Source organism: Bacillus sp. TH50 (assembly GCF_016650565.1).
GTDB lineage: Bacteria > Bacillota > Bacilli > Bacillales > Bacillaceae_G > Bacillus_A > Bacillus_A mycoides.
In genome coordinates, this window is sequence record NZ_JAEKFM010000007.1 from 598,269 (window position 1) to 623,717 (window position 25,449).

General features: G+C 36.5%; 22 protein-coding genes and 1 pseudogene. 15 read left to right on the forward strand and 8 right to left on the reverse strand.

Going from position 1 to position 25,449, the window contains the following annotated elements; all coding sequences use genetic code 11:
• Window positions 1–95: 95 nt before the first annotated feature.
• Together patB1 and JFU23_RS20140 are read right to left on the reverse strand one after the other, a co-directional pair.
• Window positions 96–1,286 carry a secondary cell wall polysaccharide O-acetyltransferase PatB1 gene (gene patB1 / locus JFU23_RS20135; RefSeq protein WP_201032556.1) on the reverse strand — a complete coding sequence of 397 codons (1,191 nt, stop codon included), beginning with the start codon at window positions 1,284–1,286 and terminating at the stop codon, window positions 96–98.
• Window positions 1,287–1,467: 181 nt separating this feature from the next.
• Complete coding sequence (locus JFU23_RS20140; RefSeq protein WP_201032557.1) at window positions 1,468–2,883, reverse strand: MBOAT family O-acyltransferase; 1,416 nt, start codon at window positions 2,881–2,883, stop codon at window positions 1,468–1,470.
• Between the two features lie 227 nt (window positions 2,884–3,110).
• Here JFU23_RS20140 and JFU23_RS20145 point away from each other — a divergent pair, with 227 nt between their 5' ends.
• Both JFU23_RS20145 and JFU23_RS20150 read left to right on the forward strand, forming a co-directional pair.
• Window positions 3,111–4,568 carry an MBOAT family O-acyltransferase gene (locus JFU23_RS20145; RefSeq protein ID WP_201032558.1) on the forward strand — a complete coding sequence of 486 codons (1,458 nt, stop codon included), beginning with the start codon at window positions 3,111–3,113 and terminating at the stop codon, window positions 4,566–4,568.
• A gap of 9 nt (window positions 4,569–4,577) precedes the next feature.
• Entirely contained in the window at window positions 4,578–5,609 is a 1,032-nt protein-coding gene (locus tag JFU23_RS20150; RefSeq protein ID WP_085309434.1) for a hypothetical protein, read from the forward strand.
• Between the two features lie 163 nt (window positions 5,610–5,772).
• On the opposite strand, the gene JFU23_RS20155 is transcribed toward JFU23_RS20150, so the two are convergent.
• Window positions 5,773–7,167 carry an O-antigen ligase family protein gene (locus JFU23_RS20155; protein WP_085309436.1) on the reverse strand — a complete coding sequence of 465 codons (1,395 nt, stop codon included), beginning with the start codon at window positions 7,165–7,167 and terminating at the stop codon, window positions 5,773–5,775.
• A gap of 327 nt (window positions 7,168–7,494) precedes the next feature.
• Between JFU23_RS20155 and JFU23_RS20160 the strand changes: the two genes are divergently transcribed.
• The 6 genes from JFU23_RS20160 to JFU23_RS20185 all read left to right on the forward strand — a co-directional run bounded on the left by JFU23_RS20160 (window position 7,495) and on the right by JFU23_RS20185 (window position 13,337).
• The gene (locus JFU23_RS20160) at window positions 7,495–8,283 is read left to right on the forward strand and encodes an enoyl-CoA hydratase (RefSeq protein WP_085309438.1); all 789 of its coding nucleotides are present in this window, start codon (window positions 7,495–7,497) and stop codon (window positions 8,281–8,283) included.
• Window positions 8,284–8,420: 137 nt separating this feature from the next.
• On the forward strand, window positions 8,421–8,741 hold the full coding sequence (locus tag JFU23_RS20165; RefSeq protein WP_002134648.1) for a hypothetical protein: 321 nt from the start codon (window positions 8,421–8,423) through the stop codon (window positions 8,739–8,741).
• A gap of 17 nt (window positions 8,742–8,758) precedes the next feature.
• Window positions 8,759–9,085 carry a nucleoside triphosphate pyrophosphohydrolase gene (locus tag JFU23_RS20170; protein ID WP_002125566.1) on the forward strand — a complete coding sequence of 109 codons (327 nt, stop codon included), beginning with the start codon at window positions 8,759–8,761 and terminating at the stop codon, window positions 9,083–9,085.
• A 277-nt stretch (window positions 9,086–9,362) separates the two neighbouring features.
• A complete protein-coding gene (locus JFU23_RS20175; RefSeq protein WP_085309440.1) occupies window positions 9,363–10,412 on the forward strand; it encodes a M42 family metallopeptidase in 1,050 nt (349 codons plus the stop codon).
• A gap of 220 nt (window positions 10,413–10,632) precedes the next feature.
• Complete coding sequence (locus JFU23_RS20180; RefSeq protein ID WP_201032559.1) at window positions 10,633–12,222, forward strand: N-acetylmuramoyl-L-alanine amidase; 1,590 nt, start codon at window positions 10,633–10,635, stop codon at window positions 12,220–12,222.
• A 161-nt stretch (window positions 12,223–12,383) separates the two neighbouring features.
• The gene (locus JFU23_RS20185) at window positions 12,384–13,337 is read left to right on the forward strand and encodes a TRM11 family SAM-dependent methyltransferase (RefSeq protein WP_002188490.1); all 954 of its coding nucleotides are present in this window, start codon (window positions 12,384–12,386) and stop codon (window positions 13,335–13,337) included.
• 204 nt (window positions 13,338–13,541) lie between these two features.
• On the opposite strand, the pseudogene JFU23_RS20190 reads toward JFU23_RS20185, so the two are convergent.
• Both JFU23_RS20190 and JFU23_RS20195 read right to left on the reverse strand, forming a co-directional pair.
• A pseudogene (locus JFU23_RS20190) lies at window positions 13,542–13,953 on the reverse strand (DinB family protein).
• Between the two features lie 462 nt (window positions 13,954–14,415).
• The gene (locus JFU23_RS20195) at window positions 14,416–14,562 is read right to left on the reverse strand and encodes a YflJ family protein (protein ID WP_002010895.1); all 147 of its coding nucleotides are present in this window, start codon (window positions 14,560–14,562) and stop codon (window positions 14,416–14,418) included.
• 308 nt (window positions 14,563–14,870) lie between these two features.
• Here JFU23_RS20195 and JFU23_RS20200 point away from each other — a divergent pair, with 308 nt between their 5' ends.
• The 4 genes from JFU23_RS20200 to JFU23_RS20215 all read left to right on the forward strand — a co-directional run bounded on the left by JFU23_RS20200 (window position 14,871) and on the right by JFU23_RS20215 (window position 19,165).
• Complete coding sequence (locus JFU23_RS20200; RefSeq protein WP_001225455.1) at window positions 14,871–15,224, forward strand: DUF3870 domain-containing protein; 354 nt, start codon at window positions 14,871–14,873, stop codon at window positions 15,222–15,224.
• A gap of 528 nt (window positions 15,225–15,752) precedes the next feature.
• Complete coding sequence (glaH, locus tag JFU23_RS20205; protein WP_201032560.1) at window positions 15,753–16,691, forward strand: glutarate dioxygenase GlaH; 939 nt, start codon at window positions 15,753–15,755, stop codon at window positions 16,689–16,691.
• A 58-nt stretch (window positions 16,692–16,749) separates the two neighbouring features.
• Window positions 16,750–17,952, forward strand: a complete 1,203-nt coding sequence (gene lhgO / locus JFU23_RS20210; protein ID WP_201032561.1) for an L-2-hydroxyglutarate oxidase — start codon at window positions 16,750–16,752, stop codon at window positions 17,950–17,952.
• A 160-nt stretch (window positions 17,953–18,112) separates the two neighbouring features.
• A complete protein-coding gene (locus tag JFU23_RS20215; protein WP_201032562.1) occupies window positions 18,113–19,165 on the forward strand; it encodes a proline racemase family protein in 1,053 nt (350 codons plus the stop codon).
• A gap of 273 nt (window positions 19,166–19,438) precedes the next feature.
• On the opposite strand, the gene JFU23_RS20220 is transcribed toward JFU23_RS20215, so the two are convergent.
• Window positions 19,439–20,320, reverse strand: a complete 882-nt coding sequence (locus JFU23_RS20220; RefSeq protein WP_201031949.1) for an IS3 family transposase — start codon at window positions 20,318–20,320, stop codon at window positions 19,439–19,441.
• Between the two features lie 8 nt (window positions 20,321–20,328).
• Window positions 20,329–20,625 (reverse strand): transposase, encoded by a 297-nt coding sequence (locus JFU23_RS20225; RefSeq protein WP_201031948.1) that lies wholly within the window; start codon window positions 20,623–20,625, stop codon window positions 20,329–20,331.
• Window positions 20,626–20,655: 30 nt separating this feature from the next.
• On the opposite strand from JFU23_RS20225, the gene JFU23_RS20230 reads away from it, so the two are divergent.
• Window positions 20,656–21,618 (forward strand): ornithine cyclodeaminase family protein, encoded by a 963-nt coding sequence (locus tag JFU23_RS20230; RefSeq protein ID WP_201032563.1) that lies wholly within the window; start codon window positions 20,656–20,658, stop codon window positions 21,616–21,618.
• Between the two features lie 498 nt (window positions 21,619–22,116).
• On the opposite strand, the gene JFU23_RS20235 is transcribed toward JFU23_RS20230, so the two are convergent.
• A complete protein-coding gene (locus JFU23_RS20235) occupies window positions 22,117–22,446 on the reverse strand; it encodes a hypothetical protein (protein WP_201032564.1) in 330 nt (109 codons plus the stop codon).
• A gap of 317 nt (window positions 22,447–22,763) precedes the next feature.
• Here JFU23_RS20235 and JFU23_RS20240 point away from each other — a divergent pair, with 317 nt between their 5' ends.
• Complete coding sequence (locus JFU23_RS20240; protein ID WP_201032565.1) at window positions 22,764–24,350, forward strand: ABC transporter substrate-binding protein; 1,587 nt, start codon at window positions 22,764–22,766, stop codon at window positions 24,348–24,350.
• 147 nt (window positions 24,351–24,497) lie between these two features.
• The gene (locus tag JFU23_RS20245; RefSeq protein WP_002035186.1) at window positions 24,498–25,448 is read left to right on the forward strand and encodes an ABC transporter permease; all 951 of its coding nucleotides are present in this window, start codon (window positions 24,498–24,500) and stop codon (window positions 25,446–25,448) included.
• Window position 25,449: the final 1 nt, after the last annotated feature.

Here is a 25,449-nt window from a genome sequence, read left to right on the forward strand (position 1 = left end):
AAGATGCCTTTATTTTTTAGTTTGAGGGGGATAGTCAGAGAGAATCTAAAATGAAAAACACAGCCATGTATAAGCTTTATGGCTGTGTTATATGGTTATTGTTTAAACTTAAACATATCCCCGCTCAAATTCGAATCACTATACACGAACAATACCATGTTAATGTTGTTGTCTTTAATGTATTGATATACATCCTTTTCGTGATAGTGACGAAGGTCGAGGGTGGATGTGTGTTTGAAACTTTGTGCTAAGTGAGGCACGATTGCGTTTGCGAATGAATCTTTTAGGACTAAAGCTCGTACATCATTTGGTGCATTGTTGTTTTCGATAACGATTTCTGGATAGTCATTTGCATAATAACCTGCGTATGATGTTGTATCATTTTGTTTTTCTACGCCGTATAGTTCATCTAATGTGCGATATACAGTGCCATTTACATCTTTTGCGGCTACGCTCGTAAAGTTGAAACCGTCTTTCGGTGTGTAGTAGCATAGTTTTTCTCCAGTCGCATCGATCAGTTGGTAAAGCTGGTTGTTAAAGCTTCCGACTAGATGTGTATTTGGAGCACACGTACGAGTGTAATCTTCTTTTTTTATTTCTTTTCCTTTATATATAGAAGATTGTTGCGCGATTGTGTTCATTATATATTGATAGCCTAAGAAGGCACCATCCATATTCCAGTGATGGTCTGTTTTAAAGTACATACTTTGTATTTCTTCATTTGTATAGTTTTTCTTAAAATGTTCCATGAGTTTAATTGGCTTTACGTCCGCTGGAAGTTTATTTAGAAAATAATTTAAATTTTCCTGCGCATATGTGTGAATATGAGAAGGTAATTTAAATGATAATGCATTCGTTTTGGACGGTGGTAAGGCAAAGTAAAACTCAATGTTTTGTTCTTTTAAAAACTGAGATAAGTCGTTTACAGCTGGCATAGCTTGGTCAATCTCATTATATTTTGTAGTCCAAGCAGGGTTTTTCAGAAGCCATTTATCATCAGTTAGAATAATATCGTTAATGAGAGACTTGCCCATTTTAATTTGGGTAAGTGTATAGTTTTTTATGAGATCATCTCTTCCGATTAATTGATCGTTTGTATATGTCTCAAAGTCTTTAAAGAAACTACCATTTAAGGCAACTTCTTTTGTAAGAGCTGGTTTTTGAGCGAGCGGACGATTTTCAACGGACGAAACTGCTCGGTCAGTTTTGAGAAGCGATAATATGCCAAATGAAAAGATAATGGTGAGAAAACCGATAAATAGGACGATGTTCCCCAATTTTTTCATAATAACTTTTCCTTCCTACATAAAGTGAAACTTTAATCAGTGGGGGGTTTTTGTTCATCCCCCACTGATTATTAGCCTTAACCAATCGGGCTTTTCCGGGCAGCCCGACCCCAACCTAATTTCTTTGCTTTCGCTGAATTTTGAGGTGGGGGTCTTACTGCCCGGAAAATAGCGGGATAAGTTAAAACCTGAAGTAAATAAATGGATTATACGTCGAATTAATTAAATACATAATCGAAATCATAAATAATGTTAGTAATAATATAGGACGTACAACTTGCATCGTGAATGTATACGTTTGTGGTGCAAGTTCTAATATGTTTTTAACACGTTTCAAAATTGGTGTCGCTGCGATAAAGGCGATGATAAATATGACAATGTATTCATGTATATAGAGCATTGTGTTGTCATCGATGAAAGATTGCCTCCCTATGCCAAACATCGCTTTTAAATATTGGAACGAGTATGCGAAGTTATCAGCTCGGAAGAAGACCCAACCAATCATAACGATGATTAGTACATATGCATGTTGCAGCGGCTTCCATAGCTTATTTAATATTTTCTCGAATCCAGCTTTTTCAATCGAGATAATAAAGCCGTAATATAATCCCCAGGCGATAAATGTCCAGCTTGCCCCGTGCCATAAACCGGTTAATCCCCATACGATGAAGAGGTTACGGTAATTTGCTAGTTTGGATACACGGTTTCCGCCGAGCGGAATGTATATATAGTCGCGGAACCAAGAGCCTAGTGTAATATGCCATCTTCTCCAAAATTCTGAAATGGATTTCGAGATGTACGGATAATTGAAGTTTTTCGGGAAATCAAATCCGAACATTTTTCCAAGTCCAATTGCCATATCAGAGTATCCTGAGAAATCGAAATAGATTTGAAGTGTATAGGCGATAATACCAATCCAAGCCGTTCCAGCGCTCATTTCAGATGGTGGTAAGGCAAAGATTTTATCTGCGACAAATCCAACTTGATTGGCGATTAACATTTTTTTCGCTAATCCTAAAACGAAAATTTGGATACCTTCTGTAAATCGTTCAAAAGAATGGATGCGCGTTTTAATTTGATCAGCAACGATATTGTAACGAACGATTGGTCCGGCAATAAGCTGCGGGAAAATTGATATATATAGTGCTAAGTTAAGTGGATTCTTTTGAACATCCCCGTCTTTACGATATATGTCGATGACATAGGACATCGCTTGGAATGTATAAAATGAAATCCCAATTGGTAGTGGAATAGGTTCCACCTGGATAGATAAATGTAAAGCGTTGTTTAAAATGTCTGTGAAAAATGAAATATATTTAAAATAAGAAAGTAATAAAATATTTCCGACCACAGCCATAATTAAAAATGTGACTTTCATATTTTTTCGTTTATCATAATGATGCACGAGTAGGCCGAAGCAGTAGTTTAATATAATAGAAAAGAGCATTAAGAGGACGAATCGAGGTTCTCCCCATGCATAGAAAATTAAACTAAATGCAAGTAATACGAAATTACGTAGCTCGGCACGCACTATAAAATAGAAAAATAATACGAGAGGTAAAAAGATAAATAAGAAAACAGAACTACTAAATACCAAAGGACTCTCCTCACTTTTTTCAAAAATACATTTCGTGCAAAAAACCGACATTTCTATTATATATTCTTTTATATAAAAGCGCCTTTAATATTTTATCATGTTAATAATTCGATTAAAATGATTATTATATATAATAGAAGAAAAGGGGAGCGGAATCCTTTTGACACTCACTATTTGGATAAGATAAGATGAATAAGGTGTGATTTGTTTGGAAGGGAAGAGATGGTGTGTTATTTAACTCATTTGAGTTTATTTTTTTATTTTTACCGATAGCATTTCTTTTATATTTTCTATTAAATAAATTTGGACATGCTACATTAGCGAAGGCTTGGCTTGTTGCGGCCTCTTTATTTTTCTATAGTTATTGGAATGTGAAATATTTACCGCTTATGTTAGTGTCACTCATTGTGAACTACTTTATCGGAATGAGGCTCGTAAAACATAAGAGTAAACTTCTTTTAACGGTAGGGTTAATATTTAATATAGGAATGCTTAGTTATTTCAAGTATTATGATTTTTTCTTGCAAAATGTTAATGCATTAATTGGAACTCATTTTACATTATTATCATTAACGTTACCGCTTGCGATTAGTTTCTATACGTTTCAAAAGATTGCATTTTTAGTAGATACGTATCGTGGTGAAACGAAGGCATGTCATTTTCTTGATTACGCATTGTTTGTAACGTTTTTCCCGCAGCTTATTGCAGGACCGATTGTACATCATGCGCAAATTATGCCGCAGTTTGCTGACAATAGTAAAAAGCGCTGGCAATCGAAGTATATCGTTCTTGGTATATTTGTATTTGCAGTTGGTATTTTCAAAAAGGTAGGTATTGCAGATGTATTATCACCCCTTGTACATGAAGGGTTTGATGTGCAGCAATCATTAACATTTGTCGAAGCATGGCTTTCGTCGTTAGCGTTTACGTTCCAATTGTATTTTGATTTTAGTGGATATAGTGATATGGCAATTGGAATCGCTTTAATGTTTAATATTAAATTACCTCAAAACTTTAATTCACCGTATAAAGCAGTGAATATACAAGAGTTTTGGCATCGTTGGCATATGACGCTTAGCCAGTTTTTAACGAAGTACGTGTACATTTCTCTAGGAGGAAATCGAAAAGGAATTACGCGTACATACGTAAATATTATGATTGTATTTTTAATAAGTGGACTTTGGCACGGAGCTGGTTGGACATTTGTTTTTTGGGGGTTCTTGCACGGTTTGGCTTCTGTTATTCATCGCCTATGGAGTAAAGCAGGAGGGCGCATGCCAGCCTTTGCTGGTTGGTTCGTTACGTTTTTCTTCATTAATATAACGTGGGTATTCTTTAGGGCAACATCTATGCATGATGCGGTGAAAGTGTTAAAAGGAATGTTCGGGCTAAATGGAATCGAATTAGCAAATAGCGTATTCCCAGCATTTATAATAGAGAAGCTGCAATTTTTAAAAGAGTACGGTGTTTCATTTAGTGAAGGGTACCATGTCTCTTTATTAGATCCGAAAATGGTAGCATATATTTTCGGAGCGTTATGTATTAGTTTCTTCTTAAAAAATTCAATTCAGTTAAAAGATTCATTCCGTCCGAATGTATGGACTGCTTTATTTACTGCAGTATTACTCGTATATAGCGTGTTACATTTAACGAGTATTAGTGAGTTTTTATACTTTAATTTCTAGGTGGAGAATATGAAAAACAAACATTGGCTTATTTTCGTTTTTGTATGTGTTTTTGTTCCTCTGGCAGGTGTCGGGATATTTAATAGCTATATAGATTCACTTTGGTTATTCCCGCATAAAAATAAGTGGAATGATGTTCAGTACGGGTTTAACGAGAGACAACAGAAAACAAATTATATAACGTACCGTCCGTTTACATATGATGGAGTTATACTTGGAAGTAGTAGAACGACTTTTATTAACGAGAATGACTTCACCGGGTTAAACGCATTTAATTATGCGGTAAGCAGTACAGATCCGCGTGAGTATGATGCATATATTGAATATGCAAAAGAACAAAAAGGTAGTGGACTCGAGTCTATTGTACTTGGTTTAGATTTCCTTGGAACGAACAAAAATAGGGAAATTGGTTTTGATAAACCAGAAGCGTATATTAATCAGGCGCAAAGTTTATTGTATCCGATTAAATCGTATGTCAGTATGGACGGGATTACTTATTCAAAGAATACAATTGCAAATTCCACTCATCATAGTACGGATCTTGATCGGTACAATCGAGAGAATATAAAATCGATGCGCGATTATACGAAAGAAGAACGTGATGCGCAAATAGCGGCGCAAGTAGATAAGTTTAGTAAAGAGATTTATGGCGGGAATTATGAGTATCAAAATATGAAAGAAATATTAGGAACAGTAAAGGCTCATAATCCGAACACGAAGTTTTATATTTTTACAACGCCTGTTTCAGAGCCTCTGTTCCGTACGATGATTCAATCAGGGCGATGGGAAGATTATAAAAGATGGCTTCATGACGCTGTAGATGTATTTGGAGAAGTGCACCATTTCATGTATCTTAACTCCGTCACAAAGAATTTAGACAACTATATGGATGGGCATCATTTCAGACCGGAAGTTGGAAAGTTGATTGCGCATAAAGTTGTAAATGAGGAAGATAGCAACGTCCCGAAAGACTTCGGTATTGTTATTACGAAGGATAATATTGATGAGGTGTTGGAGGAGATTCGGGCGTCTTTTCAATAGGGGAATTTTGAAAAGCTAGATCATAATGTGATCTAGTCTTTTTTTGTAGATTGCTGCTTTATCAAACTTCGTCGGTAAATCGATATCTTCTGTAGAATCATTAATATAATTTCATGTATTACTTTCAAAAGAAGAAGCAGTATCCATTTGGATGCTGCTTCTTTTATTCCACCTCTAAATCAACAATTAAGTAGGCGAGTATAACGACGAAGAAAATACTAACGGACGGCGCTGTTAATACGTGACCGGACATAAAGCCGATTCCAAGTGATAGTACAACGGTGCTAGCTAATAGCATATATTTCACAGTTAATATTTTCTTAAAGTTTGTTATGATGCTGAGTAATAATTTAATACCGAAGTAAAGGAATGGTATGAAGTAAATAAGAGAACCGATGATTCCGAATGCAAAGAATATGTCATGGAAGTCCATTTCGATTAATTTAATTTTAACCGTATAGTTACCAGCATAGCCCATTCCGAATAATTTTTGTGATAGTGGTGCGTCTTTATAGTATTGTTTGTATACTTTTAAAAACTTATCGCGATCACTGTAAATTAAACTTTTGACCTCAGAGTCTGTTAGTTCACCTTTTGCATGTTTTTTCTCTGCGTCAGGATCTTCTTTAATTATTTTCCCTTCTTTTCTATCCTTTTCTTCTTGTACTGATTTTTTGTATTCGTATATTTGCATGTGGATGCCCATATTTTTTGCGATAGGAGTATGCGGTGTAAGGGCAATTAAACCTCCTAGTATAATAGCGGCAACAACTGTATTTACGAGATATGTGAATCCTTTTCCTTCTTTTTTACGATGAACCATATATTCAATGAATGAGAATAAAAGTGCCACGCCAAGAGTTAGAACAATTGCACCGTATCCTACTTTCGTTCCGACCATAATACTTGCATACATCGCGAGTATTGTTGGAATCCAGTAATAGATTTTCGAGAAAGAAGTTGTTTTATGAATCGAATATAACACTATGATTGGGAACATAATTGCAAAAATAGAACTTAAATCATTTCCAGCAAAGAACCAACCTCTTGAACCGATCTTTGAGTGAGGGTAGCTTGGGAAATCTGTACTAGTTTGCATTGCAACAATTAGTGTGATGCTTAAAATTAAAGTTGCATATAAGAAATATGTAATGATTTTATGAAATGTATATTCTTTATTTTTTAACTCTTTAAAGGCGATAATATATCCAAACAGTAGCACAATTGGATATATGCTCTTTAAAATAAATTTCACTTCTTCGCCAAATGAAATTGGGGATTTAATCATCATATTATTTGCAAGACCAATTGCTAGTACGATACCGAGTAGGCATAAATAGAGAATGTACTTTTTCGCTCCATGTTGATTTCTATGAAGAAGTAGATAACCTAATGCAAGAAGCATAAAGGCGAAACGGACTACGATTCCAACTGTTGCGCTCATGTGTAATACATAGATTGAAAAAGACGTTAATAAATCTAAAATTGGTTGAAACACAATGAATAGCAATAGGAAATGCGGGAAGTAGTTATCCGTTTGTTTCAACTTATTAACCATATATTCCTCCATTTCTTCATTCCTTTAGTTCAATACCCAAGAGATGGGGATAAAAGCCTTATTTACATAATAAGGCGAATGAATTTCAATATTTGTTTTTTTGCATCAAACTTAAGAATACACCATTTCATTGTAATGGTAAATAGATGAAAAGCATGGATAAACCGACTTTAATTTCTATATTTTTTAACGAAATTGTATGTTTTATACGGAGATATATACAAATTACGAGGATATTAGACAGAAAATTAAGAAAAAAGAAGGATTTTTAACATGCTTTCTATAATTATATAAGTATAATCTTTATGTTGAAAAGAGGGGTATATAATGGAAGTAACAAGTAAAACAGAATCTGTTGTTGTGAAATATGAAGGGCGCGTAGCAACGGTTATGGTCAATCGTCCAGAGGTTTTAAATGCATTAGATGAACCAACGTTAAAAGAGTTATTACAAAAGTTGAAAGAAGTGGCGGAAAGTTCTGTTCACGTTGTTGTGTTGTGCGGAAGTGGCCGTGGTTTTTCTGCGGGTGGAGATATTAAATCAATGCTTTCAAGTAATGATGAAAGTAAGTTTGAAGGCATCATGAATACAATTTCTGAAATCGTTGTGACGTTATATACGATGCCAAAGCTTGTTATTAGTGCAATTCATGGGCCGACTGCTGGACTTGGATTAAGTATTGCATTAACAGCTGATTATGTCATGGCAGATATATCATCAGTTATTGCGATGAACTTTATTGGAATCGCTTTAATTCCAGATGGTGGCGGCCATTTCTTCCTTCAAAAGCGTGTCGGTGAAAATATGACGAAGAAAATCATTTGGGAAGGGAAGAAATTATCAGCGACAGAAGCGTTAGATATCGGTTTAATTGACGAAGTAATCGGTGAGGATTTCCAAATGGCTGTGAAGCAAAAAATTAATGAATGGTTACAAAAACCAATCAAGGCAATGATTCAAACGAAACAAATTTTATGTGAAGTAAATCGTTCTAATTTAGAACAAACGCTTCAGCTCGAAAAGCGTGGTCAATATGCGATGAGACAAACAGCGGACCATAAAGAAGGTATTGCTGCTTTTCTAGAAAAACGTTTACCAGCATTTAAAGGGGAATAAAGTGAAACTTTAATCCGTGGGGATTTGTTTATCCCCCGCGGATTATTAGTCTTACTGCCCGTTAATTCGAGATAAAGGGAAGAAAGTGCTAACACATTTTAGTATAATTGTGTTAGCACTTTTTTTAGGAGTAATAAATGAAGAAAATTATCGGTGTTATCGTTATTATTTTACTTACATATTATGCTTTGCATAGTACACCATCTCTTGCGGTACGGACTGCATTATTCTTTGAGGGACATCCAGCTGTTGCTTTCTCTGGTGAAGTGAAGAAAGAACGGGATGTGAAAAAAGAGGCGATTCCTGATGAGTACCAAACCTTATACGGCGATAAGAAAGAAGAACCAGAGCATTACTTCTTTCCGGTAGTAAAGGCGCACGGATCAGGAATTGATATGTTAAGTGCTTGTGTGAAAAAAGAGTGGTTTTTCTATAAAGCAGAGCTTGGGTGTTATTAAAAGTGGGAGGAAAAGTGATGTCAACTTATAACAGGTTAGTAAGAGATCGTGTCCCGGAGAAAATTTTGATGTCTGGAAAAACATATACAGCACAAAAATTAACAGGGCAAGCTTACATACAAGCGTTAGCGAAAATTGGTACAGAAGAAATTCGTGAATTTGCTTCGATGAAAGAGCGTGAACATGCGCTAGATTCACTTGCAGATGCACTTGAAATTATTATTTCATTAGCGCGTGCAGAAGGTGCAACAATGGAAGATGTAGAGCTTATTCGTAAGCAGAAAGAAGAAGAGCGCGGCGGATTTACAAGAGGGATTTATTTGATGGACGTTTCGGAAGAGTAGTTTTATCCCGCTATTTGCGGGCAGTAAGACCCCAAACTCAAAATTCGGCGAATGCGAGGGAGTCGGGCTGCCCGTAAAAGCCCGATTGATGCGGGCTGATTAAAGTTTCACTTTATAGAAAAAGCACAGTGTTAATGGAGATAATGCGGTGCTTTTTTGTCATTGAGATTAGGATAAAGTGAATTTTATTATAATTTAGAAAATTAAACTATATGAGTAGAGGTTTTATCGTAATTTCGCTATACTAAATAGTAGAGAAAATGAGGAGGAAACGACAATGGCACATCATACGAAAGAAACGATGGAACTTATTAAGGAGCTTGTCTCTATTCCAAGTCCATCTGGAAACACGGCGAAAATTATTAGTTTTATTGAAAATTATGTAAGTGAGTGGAATGTAGAGACGAAGCGTAATAATAAAGGCGCTCTTATTTTAACGGTTAAAGGAAAGAATGATGAGCAGCATCGTTTATTAACTGCACACGTTGATACGTTAGGTGCGATGGTGAAAGAAATTAAGCCTGACGGTCGTCTTCGTCTATCTATGATTGGTGGATTTCGCTGGAACTCTGTAGAAGGGGAATATTGCGAAATTGAAACGTCAAGCGGTAAGAAATATACAGGCACAATTTTAATGCATCAAACTTCTGTCCATGTGTACAAAGATGCAGGGGAAGCGAAGCGCGATGAGAAAAATATTGAAGTGCGTATTGATGAGCGTGTCTTTTCAGCAGATGAAGTACGTGAGTTAGGAATTGAAGTAGGAGACTTCGTTTCATTTGATCCACGCGTTCAAATTACAGAGAGTGGATACATAAAATCACGTCATTTAGACGATAAAGTAAGTGTAGCAATTCTATTAAAATTAATTAAAAGATTGCAAGATGAAAAGGTAACATTGCCATATACAACACATTTCTTAATTTCTAATAATGAAGAAATTGGATACGGTGGAAACTCAAATATTCCAGAAGAAACGGTAGAATATTTAGCAGTTGATATGGGAGCGTTAGGTGATGGACAAGCATCTGATGAATATACAGTATCCATTTGTGCGAAAGACTCTAGCGGTCCATACTATTACGCTTTACGTAAGCATTTAGTTGAACTGGCGAAAGCGAACGCTATTGAATATAAAGTGGATATTTATCCATACTACGGATCAGACGCATCAGCTGCGATTCGCGCCGGATTTGATGTGAAACATGCGTTAATTGGAGCTGGTATTGATTCTTCTCACGCATTTGAGCGTACGCACGAAAGCTCGATTGCACATACAGAAGCACTTGTTTATGCATATGTGTTATCAGAAATGATAGTAGAATAGTGAGAGGGTGGTTGATTCTATGAATCAACCACTTTTTTGTGTATAAAAAATACTTTAAGTGTATTTTATTTTACAATAATAAGAAAGTAGGTTTACTATAGAATTCTAGTATTATAGAATGATAGAGGCGCACTAATTTTTTTTGTTCGTCGTTTGATGTAATTTATATATTAAGATTACGCGTTTTAAACGTTGGTTTTCGAGAGGAGTATTATTATTTATGAAGTATCGTGCAGTCGCGGCAGGTATTTTAGCCGCAAGTTTATTATCGTCTCCAATTAGTAGTTTCGCAGCAGCGAAGAAGTTTTCGGATGTTCCTACATGGGCGCAGGAATCGGTTGACTATTTAGTAGGGAAAAAAGCGCTTGATGGGAAACCAGACGGAACTTTTTCTCCATCTGAAGCAGTAGATAAAGGATCAGCTGCAAAAATATTAGCAGTCGTTCTTGGTTTACCAATTGATCCAAAAGCGAAACCATCTTTTAAAGATTCGCAAACTCATTGGGCAGCACCATATATTGCTGCGGTAGAAAAAGCAGGTGTAATTAGTGGAGATGGTACTGGGAAATTCAATCCATCAAGCCAAATTAACCGTGCATCAATGGCATCTATGCTTGTACAAGCATATTCATTAGATAAGAAAATTATTGGAGAACTTCCAACGCAGTTTAAAGATTTGGAACCTCATTGGGGTAAGAAACAAGCTAATATTTTAGTAGCTTTAGAGATTTCAATGGGTACAGGAAATGGTTGGAAGCCTGATGGTACTGTAAGTCGTGCTGAAGCAGCTCAGTTCATCGCGATGGCAGATAAAAATAAAACAAATACATCGAAAAGAATGTATATGAATAGAAACTTTATTACATATCATCAAGCATCGTTATCATCTGGTATTACTGACGTTCAACATAAGCCACAAATGCTTGAAGTGAAAGAGCAAAGAGCGGATGGTTGGTTAAAGGTTGTAACAAGTAAAGGTGAGAAGTGGACACCATTACAAGAAAAAACAGAGTCTATTAATCAAGAATTCACTACATATCAAGAAGCTTCACATACGTCTACAGTGGCAGGCACACATAAAGCACAACAAGTAACTGTTATTGAAGAAAAAGATAGCTGGATTCGTATCCGTATGGGGGCTGGTTTCCAATGGGTGGATAAAAATCAATTAAACCCAGTGAAGCAAGGTAACTTCCTAGAAGGTAAAGCGATTATTATTGATCCAGGTCATGGTGGAATTGATTCGGGGAACCCTGGTTATTATGAGAAAGAAAGTAAAACCGTATTAGATGTATCATTACGATTACAGAAAATATTTGAGAAAAAGACACCGTTTACTGTGTTGTTAACTCGTGAGAATGATACACGTCCAGGAAACACTGCAGCTGAGTCTTTACAAAAACGTGTAGAATTTGCTCAGGCAAATAAAGGTGATATTTTTGTAAGTATTCATGGTAATGGTACGGATAGTAAACAAGGACAAGGTACAGAAACATTCTACTATGAATCAGCGACAGCAAGAGGGACAAACCCGAATGTATCAGAAAGTCGTTTATTAGCAAAGAAAATTCAAGAGCGTCTTGTAGATGCACTTGGAACAAAAGATCGCGGTGTGAAGAAAGGCGATTTATATGTAATTAGAGAAAATACGATGCCAGCTGTATTAGCAGAATTAGCATTTGTAGATAATAAAAGCGATGCTGATAAAATTGCTACACCAGAACAGAGACAAAGTGCAGCAGAAGCTATTTATCAAGGTATTTTAGATTACTACGAAGCAATGGGTAACAACGTATCTTCTTTCCGTTAATGAATAAAAGAGATTGCCATAGGCAGTCTCTTTTTATTTATAAAACAAATTATAAAGGTTTCTCTTTATTTCGGGCATATGATATCATTTAATTTTATATGAAAAAAGTATTTGAGTAATTTTGATCATAACAATTTTAAACGATAAAGGATGATAATAGATTGAGTAATCATAGTAAAACACCTGCATGTATATATACGTATGCATTTCGCGAAGAGGAGCGTGCCTTATGTTACTTGGAAATGCGCTCGTTCTTTGGGATGGAGTCTCACGTTAATATTTTAAAAAGTGAAGTCAAGATTGCTCCGAGTAGAAGTCCGTTTATTAAAGAGCGCGTCGAGGTTATGTATGAAGGGGACGACTTAGAAAGCATTTTAAAACAAGTGGAACAAATTGATTTAGCGGGAGCGACATTCAAAGTTATCTTCGTTAAAATCAATGATCTTGGTAAAGAAAATAAAATTGAATATGGAGAAAGACGCCTTATTGAACGAGACCTCGGTATGCATATTGAAGGAGAAGCGGATGTTCGTAATCCAGAGCGTGTATTCGGGATTGTTCCTCTTGGAGGACGCTGGTACTTCGGACACTATGTAGAAAGTGATCCAGTTTGGTATCATCACATAAAAAAACCGCATAGCTATTCGACATCACTGAGCACACGTGTTGCTAGAGCTGTCGCAAATATCGCTGTACCAAACCCAGAGGGAGTACGAGCGATTGACCCGTGCTGCGGAATTGGAACAGTAGTAGTAGAAGCACTTTCTATGGGAATTAACATCGTTGGTAGAGATATAAATCCACTTGTGGTGCTTGGAACGAGAAAAAACATTGCACATTTCGGGTTTGAAGGAACAGTAACAAAAGGTCCAATCGAGGAAATTACTGAGAACTACGACGTTGCAATTATCGATATGCCCTACGACTTATTTACGCATGCAACACCAGAAGACCAGTTCTCCATTCTTTCAAGTGCGCGCCGCATTGCAAAAAAGGTAGTCGTTGTTACGATGGAAACAATGGACGACATGATTCATGAAGCAGGATTTGAAATTACAGACCGCTGTATCACAAGAAAAGGATCATTTTCTAGACAAATTCTTGTTTGTGAATAAGAAAGAAAGGTCACCCGTTTATTAAATTAATAAATTACAGGATAGTTAGTCCATTATGAGGCTGATTATCCTTTTTTATTTAACAACAAATACAAAAACTCCATTTTGAATAAAGATTGATCAAAATGGAGTTACCCTTTTAGCTAAGTATGAGATTTTCATAAAAAAGTTTGATTATTTTACTGAGCCTTAATGAATAACATTTCAAGAATACCAATAAAAAGCATAATCAGTCATAACTGAAGAATCACCCAACTGATGTAACATAGCTGAAATATTCCCTCTATGATAGGTTCCATGATTCACAACGTGTAAGACCATTTCAGATATACTTGTTTCTCTTAATCCTGCCCATGGATTATCCAACATTATTCTCTTTTCCATATCTTCCTGTCTGTTCAAAAAGGTTTTAAACCGGGATGTTAAAGTGTGAAATTCCGTTTCTAAGCCATCCATATTCCACCAAATAGAGATGAGATAAAACCTTTGAAACAGAAGAAAAGACACTTTTCATTTCCTTTTGATATTTCTCAGGAGAAAGTGTCTTAAGATGATCAATAATCCTTTGATTTGCCCATACATGATAGTTATATAGATTTTCTACATGATTTGCCATACAATCGCCTCCTTATCATCACGTTTTTTAATGTTCTTTATCAGAATGAATTATTCCTTTAAATATCATTACTTATTTGATGAGATCTTCAACTAAATGGCTCAATTGTTGAACAAAGGTCAAAGCAATCTTCAACTAACCTGCCCCGTTAGTTGAAGTACATTTCTTCACAATGTTTATCGTTAGATTAACATAAATATCCAACAAGAAAACATCAAACCTCTAAGAAATCTATAGAGGTTTGATGTTTTTAATCAATCTTTTTTACAAAGCTACACTTGTGACAAAAAAGCTTATTTTTTCATTTTGTGGTGATTCTGAATTCTTAAGTTGATGGGCATGCCTGTGTAGGTCACCTTTTTTGGGTTTGTATCAATGTGTGATTAGTTGGTAGTTTAGATGGGAGATTTGACGGGATTTGTTGAATAGACGATATATCTCGAGAGTTGTTTTGTTAGTGAATTACTCTTCTTTCGTTGTCTCTTGTTGTGCGATTAATAAATTGCGTAATACGTGTGCGCGGTAACTTTCTAGTTTTCGTCCTTCATGATAGCGAACACCTAATTTTTTTAGTTCAGCTACGTACCAGCCTTTCGTTCCGTAATACATGAGACCACTTCCTTCTTTCTTTTGAACAGTATATGTGCCTGGGCGAGAGAATTTTCTTGTTTATTCATGAAATTTGCAGAGTTTAATATTGAATATTCAGTTTAATTTCATTATGATTAACTTATTATCGGATGACAGTGATTAGCCTCGCTGTAAGCCCGGATTTATGTTTGAAAATGAAGAGAGTAACTTCTTTCCACTTGAGCTTCTTTAGCAGAAGTACGAGCTATAAGGATAAGGGTAGTAAAATTCAATGCAAATGTGTACATTGTTTTTCTGGCTCTTAACATAGTAATGGAGGATGAAATATGCGTAAAGGGACTTTTTTTATGGCAGGACATTCGAGACTTCCGAAAGGTATGGCTGTTCGCAGTATGTATGAAACATTAACAATTACAATTGAGGCAGATCATAAATATCATGTCATTATTGAAGCGTCATGTACGCTTGCGACAGAGCATGGTAGAGACTTCGTCGCTCAAATGTTGAGAGGACATAGTTTGCAAGATGGTATTGAGGAAATCGTTCAAGATATTACGGACCATTATCAAGGAAAAGCGCAAAATGCTATCGTCAGTGCGGTGAAAGATTTACATCGCCAATATGTAAGTTATTTAAATGATGAACAGCCCAGGGGAGAGTACGAGGAAACAACACCATAAAAACTATCTAGTTTACAACCATAAACGAGAGCCAGTTGTATTTCTTTTAAAGAGATACGACTGGCTTATTTTATTGAGGAGGCAAGAACTATGAAAAAGTTAAATGAAGTGTAAGTTGTAAAACAAGAGATGAAAAAAAGAGGGTGCGTAGAAAGTAAGGGGATTTTTAAAACATATAAAGTATGTAGAGAAAATAATAAAAAACGAATTGACAGTTAGAATATTTTGAATTATTATTTAATTAATAAGATCCATACGAGAAATTAGCCTTCTCTATATTCGATCTTGCTTTCCTGTTTTACAAATATTTTCATACAAACTGTCTATTATTATTGTACTTTAAGAGATTAAAGAACACTCGTAATTATGAGCCAGTTGTACGTTTCTACGATTTTATGTCGTGGATGCGTATAACTGGCTTTTTCGATGTTAGGGCAGTAAGACCGAATCTCAGTATAAGAAGATAAGGATAACTGTCTGTACAAAACGTCAATAAGTTCTTCATATTTAAATTAGGGAGGAATTGAAATGTCGATTATTACAGAACAAAATGCAAAGATGAAATTTGCAAAGAAATATGAGGGGTATGAGATTGTTCCTCATCCAGAGCATAAACGTTTATATCATATTACGCTAAACCAGCAATTGCTTAAGCAATTTTTTGAAGAGGTAAAAGAGCATTCAGAGCAGTCATTACAATACATTCCTTATTCTCGGTTTAATCTTGCGGATGGAATGAGAAAGATTTTTGGGCAATCATTTATGGATAACATTCGCGGCATTGTTCATGACCGTGAAACGGGCGGGTTTACAATTGGGGTGCAAGGTGAAACGTCAGATGCAGCAGACTACGTGAAATTTGCAACAGCATTAACACATTTAATCGGGGAGCCAAACTTTGATGCAATGACAGGAACGTATTATGCTAGATTTAATGTGAAAGATACGGATAGTAGTGATTCTTACCTTCGTCAAGCGTACCGATTGTTTACACTGCATACGGACGGTACATTCGTTGATGAGCCGACAGATTGGCTTCTTATGATGAAAATTGAAGAGCAAAATGCAGTAGGGGGGGAATCCCGTTTACTACATTTAGACGATTGGGAAGACCTTCATAAATTTAGAAATCATTCGCTCGCATCTGTTAAGGTTACGTATAAAGCACCACCAAGTAAAAATGCGCAAGAAATCGTCTATCGTGAAACGTTTTTTGATGTGAATAACGCACCATGTATTTGCTTTATTGATCAGTTCGCTTATCCAGATAATATTGAACAAGCAAACTATTTGAAATACTTATCATATTCTGTTGAAAACTCACCAGCAACACATGCATTGAAATTACCAATTGGTGACTTAGTTCTTTTAAACAACTTATTTTGGATGCACGGAAGAGCTGCATTTGAGAAAAATAAAGATTTATATAGAGAACTAATGCGTCAACGTGGTTGTTTTTCTAAATAAGTTTGTACGGGGGGTCTTAAAAAAGACCTGCCTTTCATCATATTAAGGGGGAAGTAGGATGTATGACTTTATAATTATTGGCGGAGGAATTGTTGGGCTTTCAACAGGAATGGCTTTAACGAAAAAATTCCCTCGTGCGAAAATCGCGATCATTGAAAAAGAAAAGGAACTTGCACATCATCAAACTGGACATAATAGCGGAGTAATTCACTCTGGAATTTATTATAAACCAGGGAGTTATAAAGCGAAGTTTGCCAAAGAAGGAAACGCAGCTATGGTTCAATTTTGTAAAGAAAATGACATCGCTTATGACATGTGCGGAAAAGTAATTGTCGCTACAGAAAAGGAAGAACTTCCTCTTTTACATAACTTATATGAAAGAGGCTTACAAAACGATTTACATATTAAAAAAATAGGTAAGGAAGAATTAGCTGAAATCGAACCTCATGTAAAGGGACTTGGCGCAATCCGTGTTCCATCTTGCGGGATTGCTGATTATAAAGGCGTAAGTTATGCATTTGCTCGCTTGATCCAAGAAAGCGGGGGAGAAGTACATTTAGGAACAGCGGCGGAGCGTATTACTGAGAAGAAAGACGCTGTAACAATTGAGACGAATCAAGGTGTATTTAAAACGAAATTTCTCATTAACTGCGCTGGATTACATAGTGATCGTATTGCGAAAAAGACAGGTATATTAACAGATATGAAAATTGTTCCGTTCCGCGGTGAATATTACGAACTTGTCCCAGAAAAACGCAATCTCGTCAAACATTTAATTTATCCAGTTCCAAACCCAGAATTCCCGTTTTTAGGTGTTCATTTCACAAGAATGATAAACGGGGATGTACATGCAGGACCAAATGCAGTATTAAGCTTCAAACGCGAAGGCTATACGAAAACAGACTTCGATATAAAAGACTTCATGGAAACAATGACATACACAGGATTTTGGAAAATGGCGATGCCAAATATGAAAGAAGGCATAAAAGAAATGGTGCGCTCATTCAGTAAACAATCATTCCTAAAAAGCTTGCAGCGCTTAATACCAGAGCTTACAGAGAAAGATATCGTGCCAACCCATGCAGGTGTAAGGGCACAGGCTATATTATCAAACGGAAATATGGTTGATGACTTCTGCATTATCTCTGGCATCAATTCTCTGCATATTTGCAACGCACCATCCCCGGCCGCAACGGCAAGTATAAGGATTGGTGAGGAGATTGCTAAGCAAGTGCCGGATGTGGTGGCGGTTAGGGTTTGATGGGTCCCCGAGGTTTCGGGGGATTTTTTTTAGTTTTGGGGTTTGGTGAGTGTACGGGTGATTGGAGATTAATGATTGCCCACTGTCTACTGTATAAAAAAGTAGACAGTAGTGTGTATTTTTCAAAAAATGTATACAGATTTATACTCTATGCGTTGGCATGATACTTGCAATGAAAATAGTATCAACATATAGGGGAGAGATAGAAATGAAGGTTAGTAAAATATACACAACAATTGATGCTCACGTAGCTGGGGAACCACTTCGAATCATTACGGGCGGGGTAGCAGAAATAAAAGGAGAAACGCAGCTGGAAAGACGCGCATACTGCATGGAACATTTGGATCATCTTCGCGAGGTTCTTATGTATGAACCGAGAGGACATCACGGAATGTACGGTTGTATCATTACTCCGCCCGCAAGTCCTCATGCTGATTTTGGCGTGTTATTTATGCACAATGAAGGCTGGAGTACGATGTGTGGTCACGGGATTATCGCTGTTATTACAGTAGGAATTGAAACAGGTATGTTTGAAGTGATAGGGGAAAAACAAAAATTCATTATTGATAGCCCTGCCGGGGAAGTTATTGCGTATGCAACATATAACGGGAGCGAAGTAGAGTCAGTATCATTTGAAAACGTTCCTTCGTTCGTATACAAAAAAGACGTTCCTATCAAAATAGATGACTATGAATTTCAAGTAGATATCGCGTTTGGCGGAGCATTCTACGCTGTAGTGGATAGTAAAGAGTTTGGTTTGAAAGTCGATTTTAAAGATTTAGCTGCAATTCAAACGTGGGGCGGTAAAATTAAACACTACATTGAAAGTCAAATGGAAGTAAAACATCCACTTGAAGAAGATTTAAAAGGAATATACGGAGTTATTTTCTCAGATGAACCGAAAGGAAAAGACGCTACTTTACGAAATGTAACGATCTTTGCTGATGGGCAAGTAGACCGTTCCCCTTGCGGTACAGGAACATCCGCAAGAATCGCAACTCTTTTTGAAAAAGATGCCTTACAAAAAAGAGAGATGTTCATCCACGAATGCATTACTGACGGCCAATTTGAGGGAGAAGTATTGTCAGTAACAGCGGTAGATACATATGCAGCTGTCGTTCCAAAAGTAACGGGGAATGCATTTATTACAGGATTTCATCAGTTCGTTGTAGACCCAAGAGATGATTTGAATCGGGGATTTTTGTTAGGATAAAGTGAAACTTTAATCAGTGGGGGGGTTGTCCATCCCCACTGATTATTAGCCCACACCAATCGGGCGTTTACGGGCAGTTGATCTCCCGCCTAACTTCTTTGCTCAAGCTGAATTTTGAGGTGGGAGTCTTACTGCTCGTTAATGTGGGATAAGAGGAGGAGGTGGAAAGATATGCTAGTCATAAGCGCGAACGAACAACGAAACTTAGTAAATATGAAGGAAGTCATTGAATGCAGTGACCCCTGTCAAGTAGACAGTATTAAAAAAGCGCAACTAAGCAACCTGAGTTCTATATTTATATGGACTCAGGTTATTTAATTTCTTTTGAAATCTTTGATGATTATAAAAGTACATATATTTACGCACGGCAAGTTTGACCTCATTCGCTTTATGGAAGGAGTGTAAATGAAAACACTCTGCCTTAAAGTGACTGAAGAAGTTTTCCATACAAGCATTATCCCAACAGTTGCCTCTTCGAGACATACTTGCCTTCATCTGATATTTTTTAAGTAATTGATTATATTGACGAGATGTATACTGGGACCCTTGATCACTATGTAAGAGGATTCCCTTCACATTTCGTTTTTTCTTTGCCTTTTTAAGTGTATCTAACACAAGTTTTAAGTCGTTTCTACGACTGGTTTCATAGGCAACAATTTCATTATTGTATAAATCCTTAATAGCGGATAAGTACAAGCGCTGTCCATTGAAAATCAAATAGGTAATATCGGTTACCCATTTCTCATTCGGTTTTGAAGCTTGAAACTCCCTATTTAGATGGTTCTCTGAAATCACATAAGCTTCTTTTTTTCCGTAATAAGGTCGTTTTTTCCTAATTACGGCTTTGATACCTAGTTCACTCATCAATCTTTGGATGCGTTTATGATTCAAATGAAGGTTATATGTGGCTTTCAGCCAAACTTGTATTCTTCTATATCCATAAATTCCTCTTAATTTTTTATGACACTTCAATATCTTTTTCTTAATTTCGATATCCTCTGATTGTTTTTTTGAAGGCGTCGTATGCCGTTTTATCCATTTGTAGTACCCACTTCTGGTTACACCAGCAATATCGCATAGAATGGTCACTGTATAACCTGTTTTTGTCATTTCATGGATGACTTCGAATTTTTTTATTTTGGATACGACTTTCATTCCTCCTTTTACATCCCTAAGAGCTTTTTTAACATTTCATTTTCCGCTTCTAATCGTCTGATCTTAGCTTCAGGATCTTCGGGTCTAACCCTTGGTCTACCTAAACCTGGTCCTTTCGCTTTACCGCGTTTTTCTTCTAGTCCTTTGATTCCTTCAGCTTCAAAGTGTTTCACCCAACGACTTACAACCGAGTGATGAATACCTAATTCTTTCGCAATGGTTTTATAGCTCATGCCTTCTATTAAGTATAAATCTATAGCTTGTTTCTTAAATTCTACATCGTAAGTGACTCTAATTTTTCCCATGAAAAAATCCCCTCCATAGTAAACAGGTTAATGTGCTTTCTTTTTCCTGTCTACTATAAGGGGATCATATCAGAATGCGCGGCGCTTGCTTTAAAAGAATTTTCAGCAGAAAGAACGATCACACCAATTCGTGGCTCATTACCATTTGCGAACGAGCAAAATACCGCATTAATTATGCCTTCAGTAGCGGAAGGACTCGAAGCGCTCGGTTTAAAAGTAGTAACGGTAGCTCCGCATAATAAAAAGATAGGAAAGAAGACGATAAACGGGATCGTTATGCTATCAGACTTTCAAACGGGAGAACCGCTCGCACTTTTAGAAGGATCGTACTTAACGATGATTCGAACAGGCGCCTTATCAGGTGTAGCGACAAAACATTTAGCTCGTCATAACGCAAAAACTTTATGCATCATCGGCACCGGTGAACAGGCGAAAGGAATCGCTGAAGCTGTACTCGCTGTTAGGGGCATCGAAAAAATCAATTTATACAACCGAACAGAAGAAAAAGCGTATGCATTTGCGCAATATATACAAGAAAAATTCAGCAAACCAGCGTACGTCTACAGAGATCCAAATGAAGCAATAAGCGAAGCAGACATCATCGTCACAACAACGAATGCATCCACACCAGTCTTCTCAGAAAAACTAAAAAAAGGCGTCCACATAAACGCCGTCGGTTCATTTAGACCGAGCATGCAAGAACTACCATCTCACGCCATCGCGGGCGCTGACAAAGTAGTAGTCGAATCAAAAGAAGCAGCACTAGAAGAAACAGGTGACCTTCAAGTTCCTATAAAAGAAGGATTATTTGAAGCGAGCGACATCCACGCCGAACTTGGTCAGATTATAAGCAGGGAAAAGGCTGGTAGGGAGAATGATGAAGAGATTACTATTTTCAAATCAGTAGGTTTAGCAGTAGTAGATATAATTGTTGCGAAGTATTTGTATGAAAAAGCGGTGGAGTGTGGAGTGGGTACTACGATTCAGTTGTGAGGCTGCCTTTTGGTGGTCTTTTTTTGGTGGGGGATAAGTTACTTTGTTTGGCGATTCAAATATTTTTGTATATGAAAGTGTGTTGAGATAGTGGTGTTCTTTTTGTTTATAATGCGTGTACACATATCAAATGTAATGCAAAAGCTAGTGTTAAAGGACATTCACAAGCAGTTGTTTAACTCCTTCGCAAGGGAGAGCCCGAATGATAAGAAAGCAGCCGACTTTTATACAAATAGTCGGCTATTTTTCTGTTTATTTAATAATCTGAATGTACAGATGTTAAAGGGTATAAGATATTTATGTTCAAAACACCTTGGTAATTGATTAGAGAAATGAGTTTGGAAAATAGATTAATTTTAGTTAGAGAAGAAGAACTTAGAAAAATATCAGTATTGGATTCTATTGGAGTTGTCTTTGTTTGTCCCTTATTTTCCAATTGGAGAATAAGGGACAAAGTTTTATGAAGGAGTCAATTTAGACACCAAGTATGCAGCTTTTTTACCATTCCCGCCATTCTTCTGTTATATCTTCTTCGGATTCTAAGCCAGCTATTCGTGCTGCTGTATCGATAAATTCATAGAGATCTTCTCTTTCCATTGTTTCGATAAAATGGTCATGTTCGATATTTAGTTTAATAACTACCTCTTTAACAACTTGCATTACTTCAACTTCGGTTGGATTCTCGCCTAATTGCTCTAGATGGTTAATGTAAGTGTCAAGAACCTTATTTGTTGCACTTATATTTTCTTCAGTGAAAAATTCCCCATCTTCATCATGCTCAACCCATGGGGTTGTTGGTTTGTTTTTTTTCAATTCATCAAATGTCATGGTAACCTCCTAAAAGTGTTTTTATCTTTAATCTCATTCTACATTTTCGATCATATATAACAACCATTTTATGGAAATTTCTGGTAGACTGCTAGTTTTCTAGCTCATTTTGCTAGGCCACCTATTCGTGGTCTTTTTATTTTACCCTCCGCATAAATATATTTTATCGCAAGAATTCATTAATAGATTTCAAACTGTCTATCTTTGCGAAAAAGTTTGACAATACATACGGGTAGTGGTAATTTAAAACCTATAAGAAAACTCGGTATTAATTCCGAGTTTTCTTATAGGTGTAAATAGTCGAGAGGGGTCGAAATATGAAGAAGTTGTTTGCATTACCATTTGTCCTACTATTACTTATTGCATTAGCGGCTTGCTCAGGGGAGAAAGATTCTTCGAAGCAAGCGAACACTAGTAAATCAGGGACTCCGAAAGACGGAGGAACGTTAACAGTTGGTGTTAGTGATAATCCAGATACGATGAACCCGCTTTATGCGAATGATCGTGTGTCGTTAACAATACAGCAAGCTTTATATGCACCGCTGTATCATATGGAAGACGGTAAGAAAAAGTTTGTTCTTGCTGAGAGCTTTACGCCTTCAGAGGATCAATTAACATGGACTTTAAAATTAAAGGATAATTTGAAATGGCATGATGGTAAGAAAATTACATCAGATGATATTGTATTTACATTCAAATCTATTCTAGATGAGAAGCAAAATAGTTCAAGCCGTGAAAACTTTATTTTTAAAGGAAAGCCACTTGAGGTGAAAAAAGTGGATGAGCTAACGACTCAATTCGTTTTACCACAAGTAAGTGCATCTTTCGAAGGGGTTATGAACGATTTCTTCCCAATTCCGAAACATGTATTTGAAGGTGAAGTAGATTTAGTGAAGAGTAAGAAAAACCTACAACCTGTAGGATCAGGTCCATTTAAGTTAAAAGAGTTTAAATCAGATGAATATGTTGCGTTAGAGCGATTCGATGATTATTTTGCTGGTAAAGCGAAATTAGATTCTGTCGTGTACCGCGTTGTAAAAGACCGTAATACAGCAAATGTTTCACTACAAAATGGTCAAATCAACATGAAGATGATTGAGCCGCAAGACTTTAAGAAATTAGATAGCACTGGGAACTTCTCAATGGTGACATTCCCTGAAGGTAGATTATTCTACTTATCTTATAACCAAAATACAGATCTTATGAAGAAAAAAGAAGTGCGCCAAGCAATTGCGCATGCGTTAGATAAGAAAGAAATGATTAACTCAGCATTCGTTTCTAGTCAATTTGCAGAACCAGCAAATTCAATCTTAACGCCAGACGCTATGTATTATGCAAAAGACATTAAAGATTATAAGTATGATAAAAAAGAAGCGAAAGATTTATTAGCGAAAGCTGGCGTGAAAGATAAAGAAAAAGTACGCGTTATGTATGTAACGAATAATAAAATTATGGAAAGCTTAGCGCTTTATACACAACAAAAATTACAAGAAGTTGGCTTAGAAGTTGAACTGAATGCATTAGATGCTAGTGCGGCAAGTGAGAAGAGCTTAGATAAAGAAAATAAAGAATATGACATTACATTCGGTGGTTACATAATGGGACCAGAGCCAGATTCATATAAGAGCTTATTCTTAAGTAATGCTGAATACAATTACGCACGTTATAAAAACGCTGATTTCGATAAATTATGGGAAGAAGCTGCAGTTGAAACAGATAAAACGAAACGCGCAGAACTATACCATAAAATTCAAGAGACAGCTAGAGAAGACTTACCTTATCTACCAATCGCATATCCGAAAGCAGTTATTGCAGTAGATAAAAAGTTTGATGGATTAAAAGAAGCAAAAGCAATTCCTGTCACAATGTTTGAAGATCTATCGAAAATCTATGAAGTGAAATAAGAAACAGTAAAGAAGCTGGTGGAAATCAGCTTCTTTATCCCGCTTTAATGGGCAGTAAGACTCCCACCTCAAAACTTGGCGAATGCGAGGAAGTTAGGCGGGAGTAGGGCTGATTAAAGTTTCACTTTATCTTGAGGGGGGAAGTTTGTGTATAAAGTAATTGCAAAGAGGCTTTTAAATGCAATTCCGCTTTTATTTGTTATTTCTATTATTTCTTTTCTATTAATAAAACTAGCGCCGGGCGATCCCGTTCGAAACTTTGTAACGCCGAATATGAGTCCGATTGACGTTGAACGTATTCGCAAAAGTTTAGGACTAGATCAGCCGATTTACGTGCAATATTTTTTATGGTTAAAAAATATTTTAACAGGGAATTTTGGATACTCACTTCAAAACCATCGTCCTGTTTTAGAACTTATTACAGAAAGATTACCCGCAACAATCGGGTTAATGGGATCATCTTTACTCGTCTCATTTGTAATCGCAATCCCGCTTGGATTATTTACAGGTGTGAAAAAGAACTCGTTCTTTGACCGCATTGTGAACTTCATCTCCTATGTGGGAATCTCAATGCCAGTTTTTTGGTTCGCGTTACTATTAATCTACTTATTCTCTTTAAAGTTGAACATGCTTCCGAGTATGGGTATGCGCACAGTCGGTCAAGATTCCTTCTGGGATATTGTCCAGCACGGTATTTTACCTTGCATGGTGCTAGCGTTCCAAAACATCTCTGTCTATATGAGATATATTCGCTCAAGTACAATTCAGCAATTAGAAGAAGATTACGTACAAATTCAATATGCGTACGGTGCTTCACAGAAAACAGTTTTATTTAATCACGTACTTCGAAACGTATTAATACCGATCATTACAATTTTCGGATTATCTATTCCGAGTTTAGTAGGCGGAGCTTTTATTACGGAAACAGTATTCTCATGGCCGGGACTTGGTTCACTCGGGGTAAATGCTATTTTTAGATTTGATTATCCAATTATTATGGCAATCACATTATTATCATCGTTCATGTTAATTCTCGGTAATTTAATTGCTGATATTTTATATGGCGTTGTAGATCCGCGCATTCGAATGAGGGGGTGAT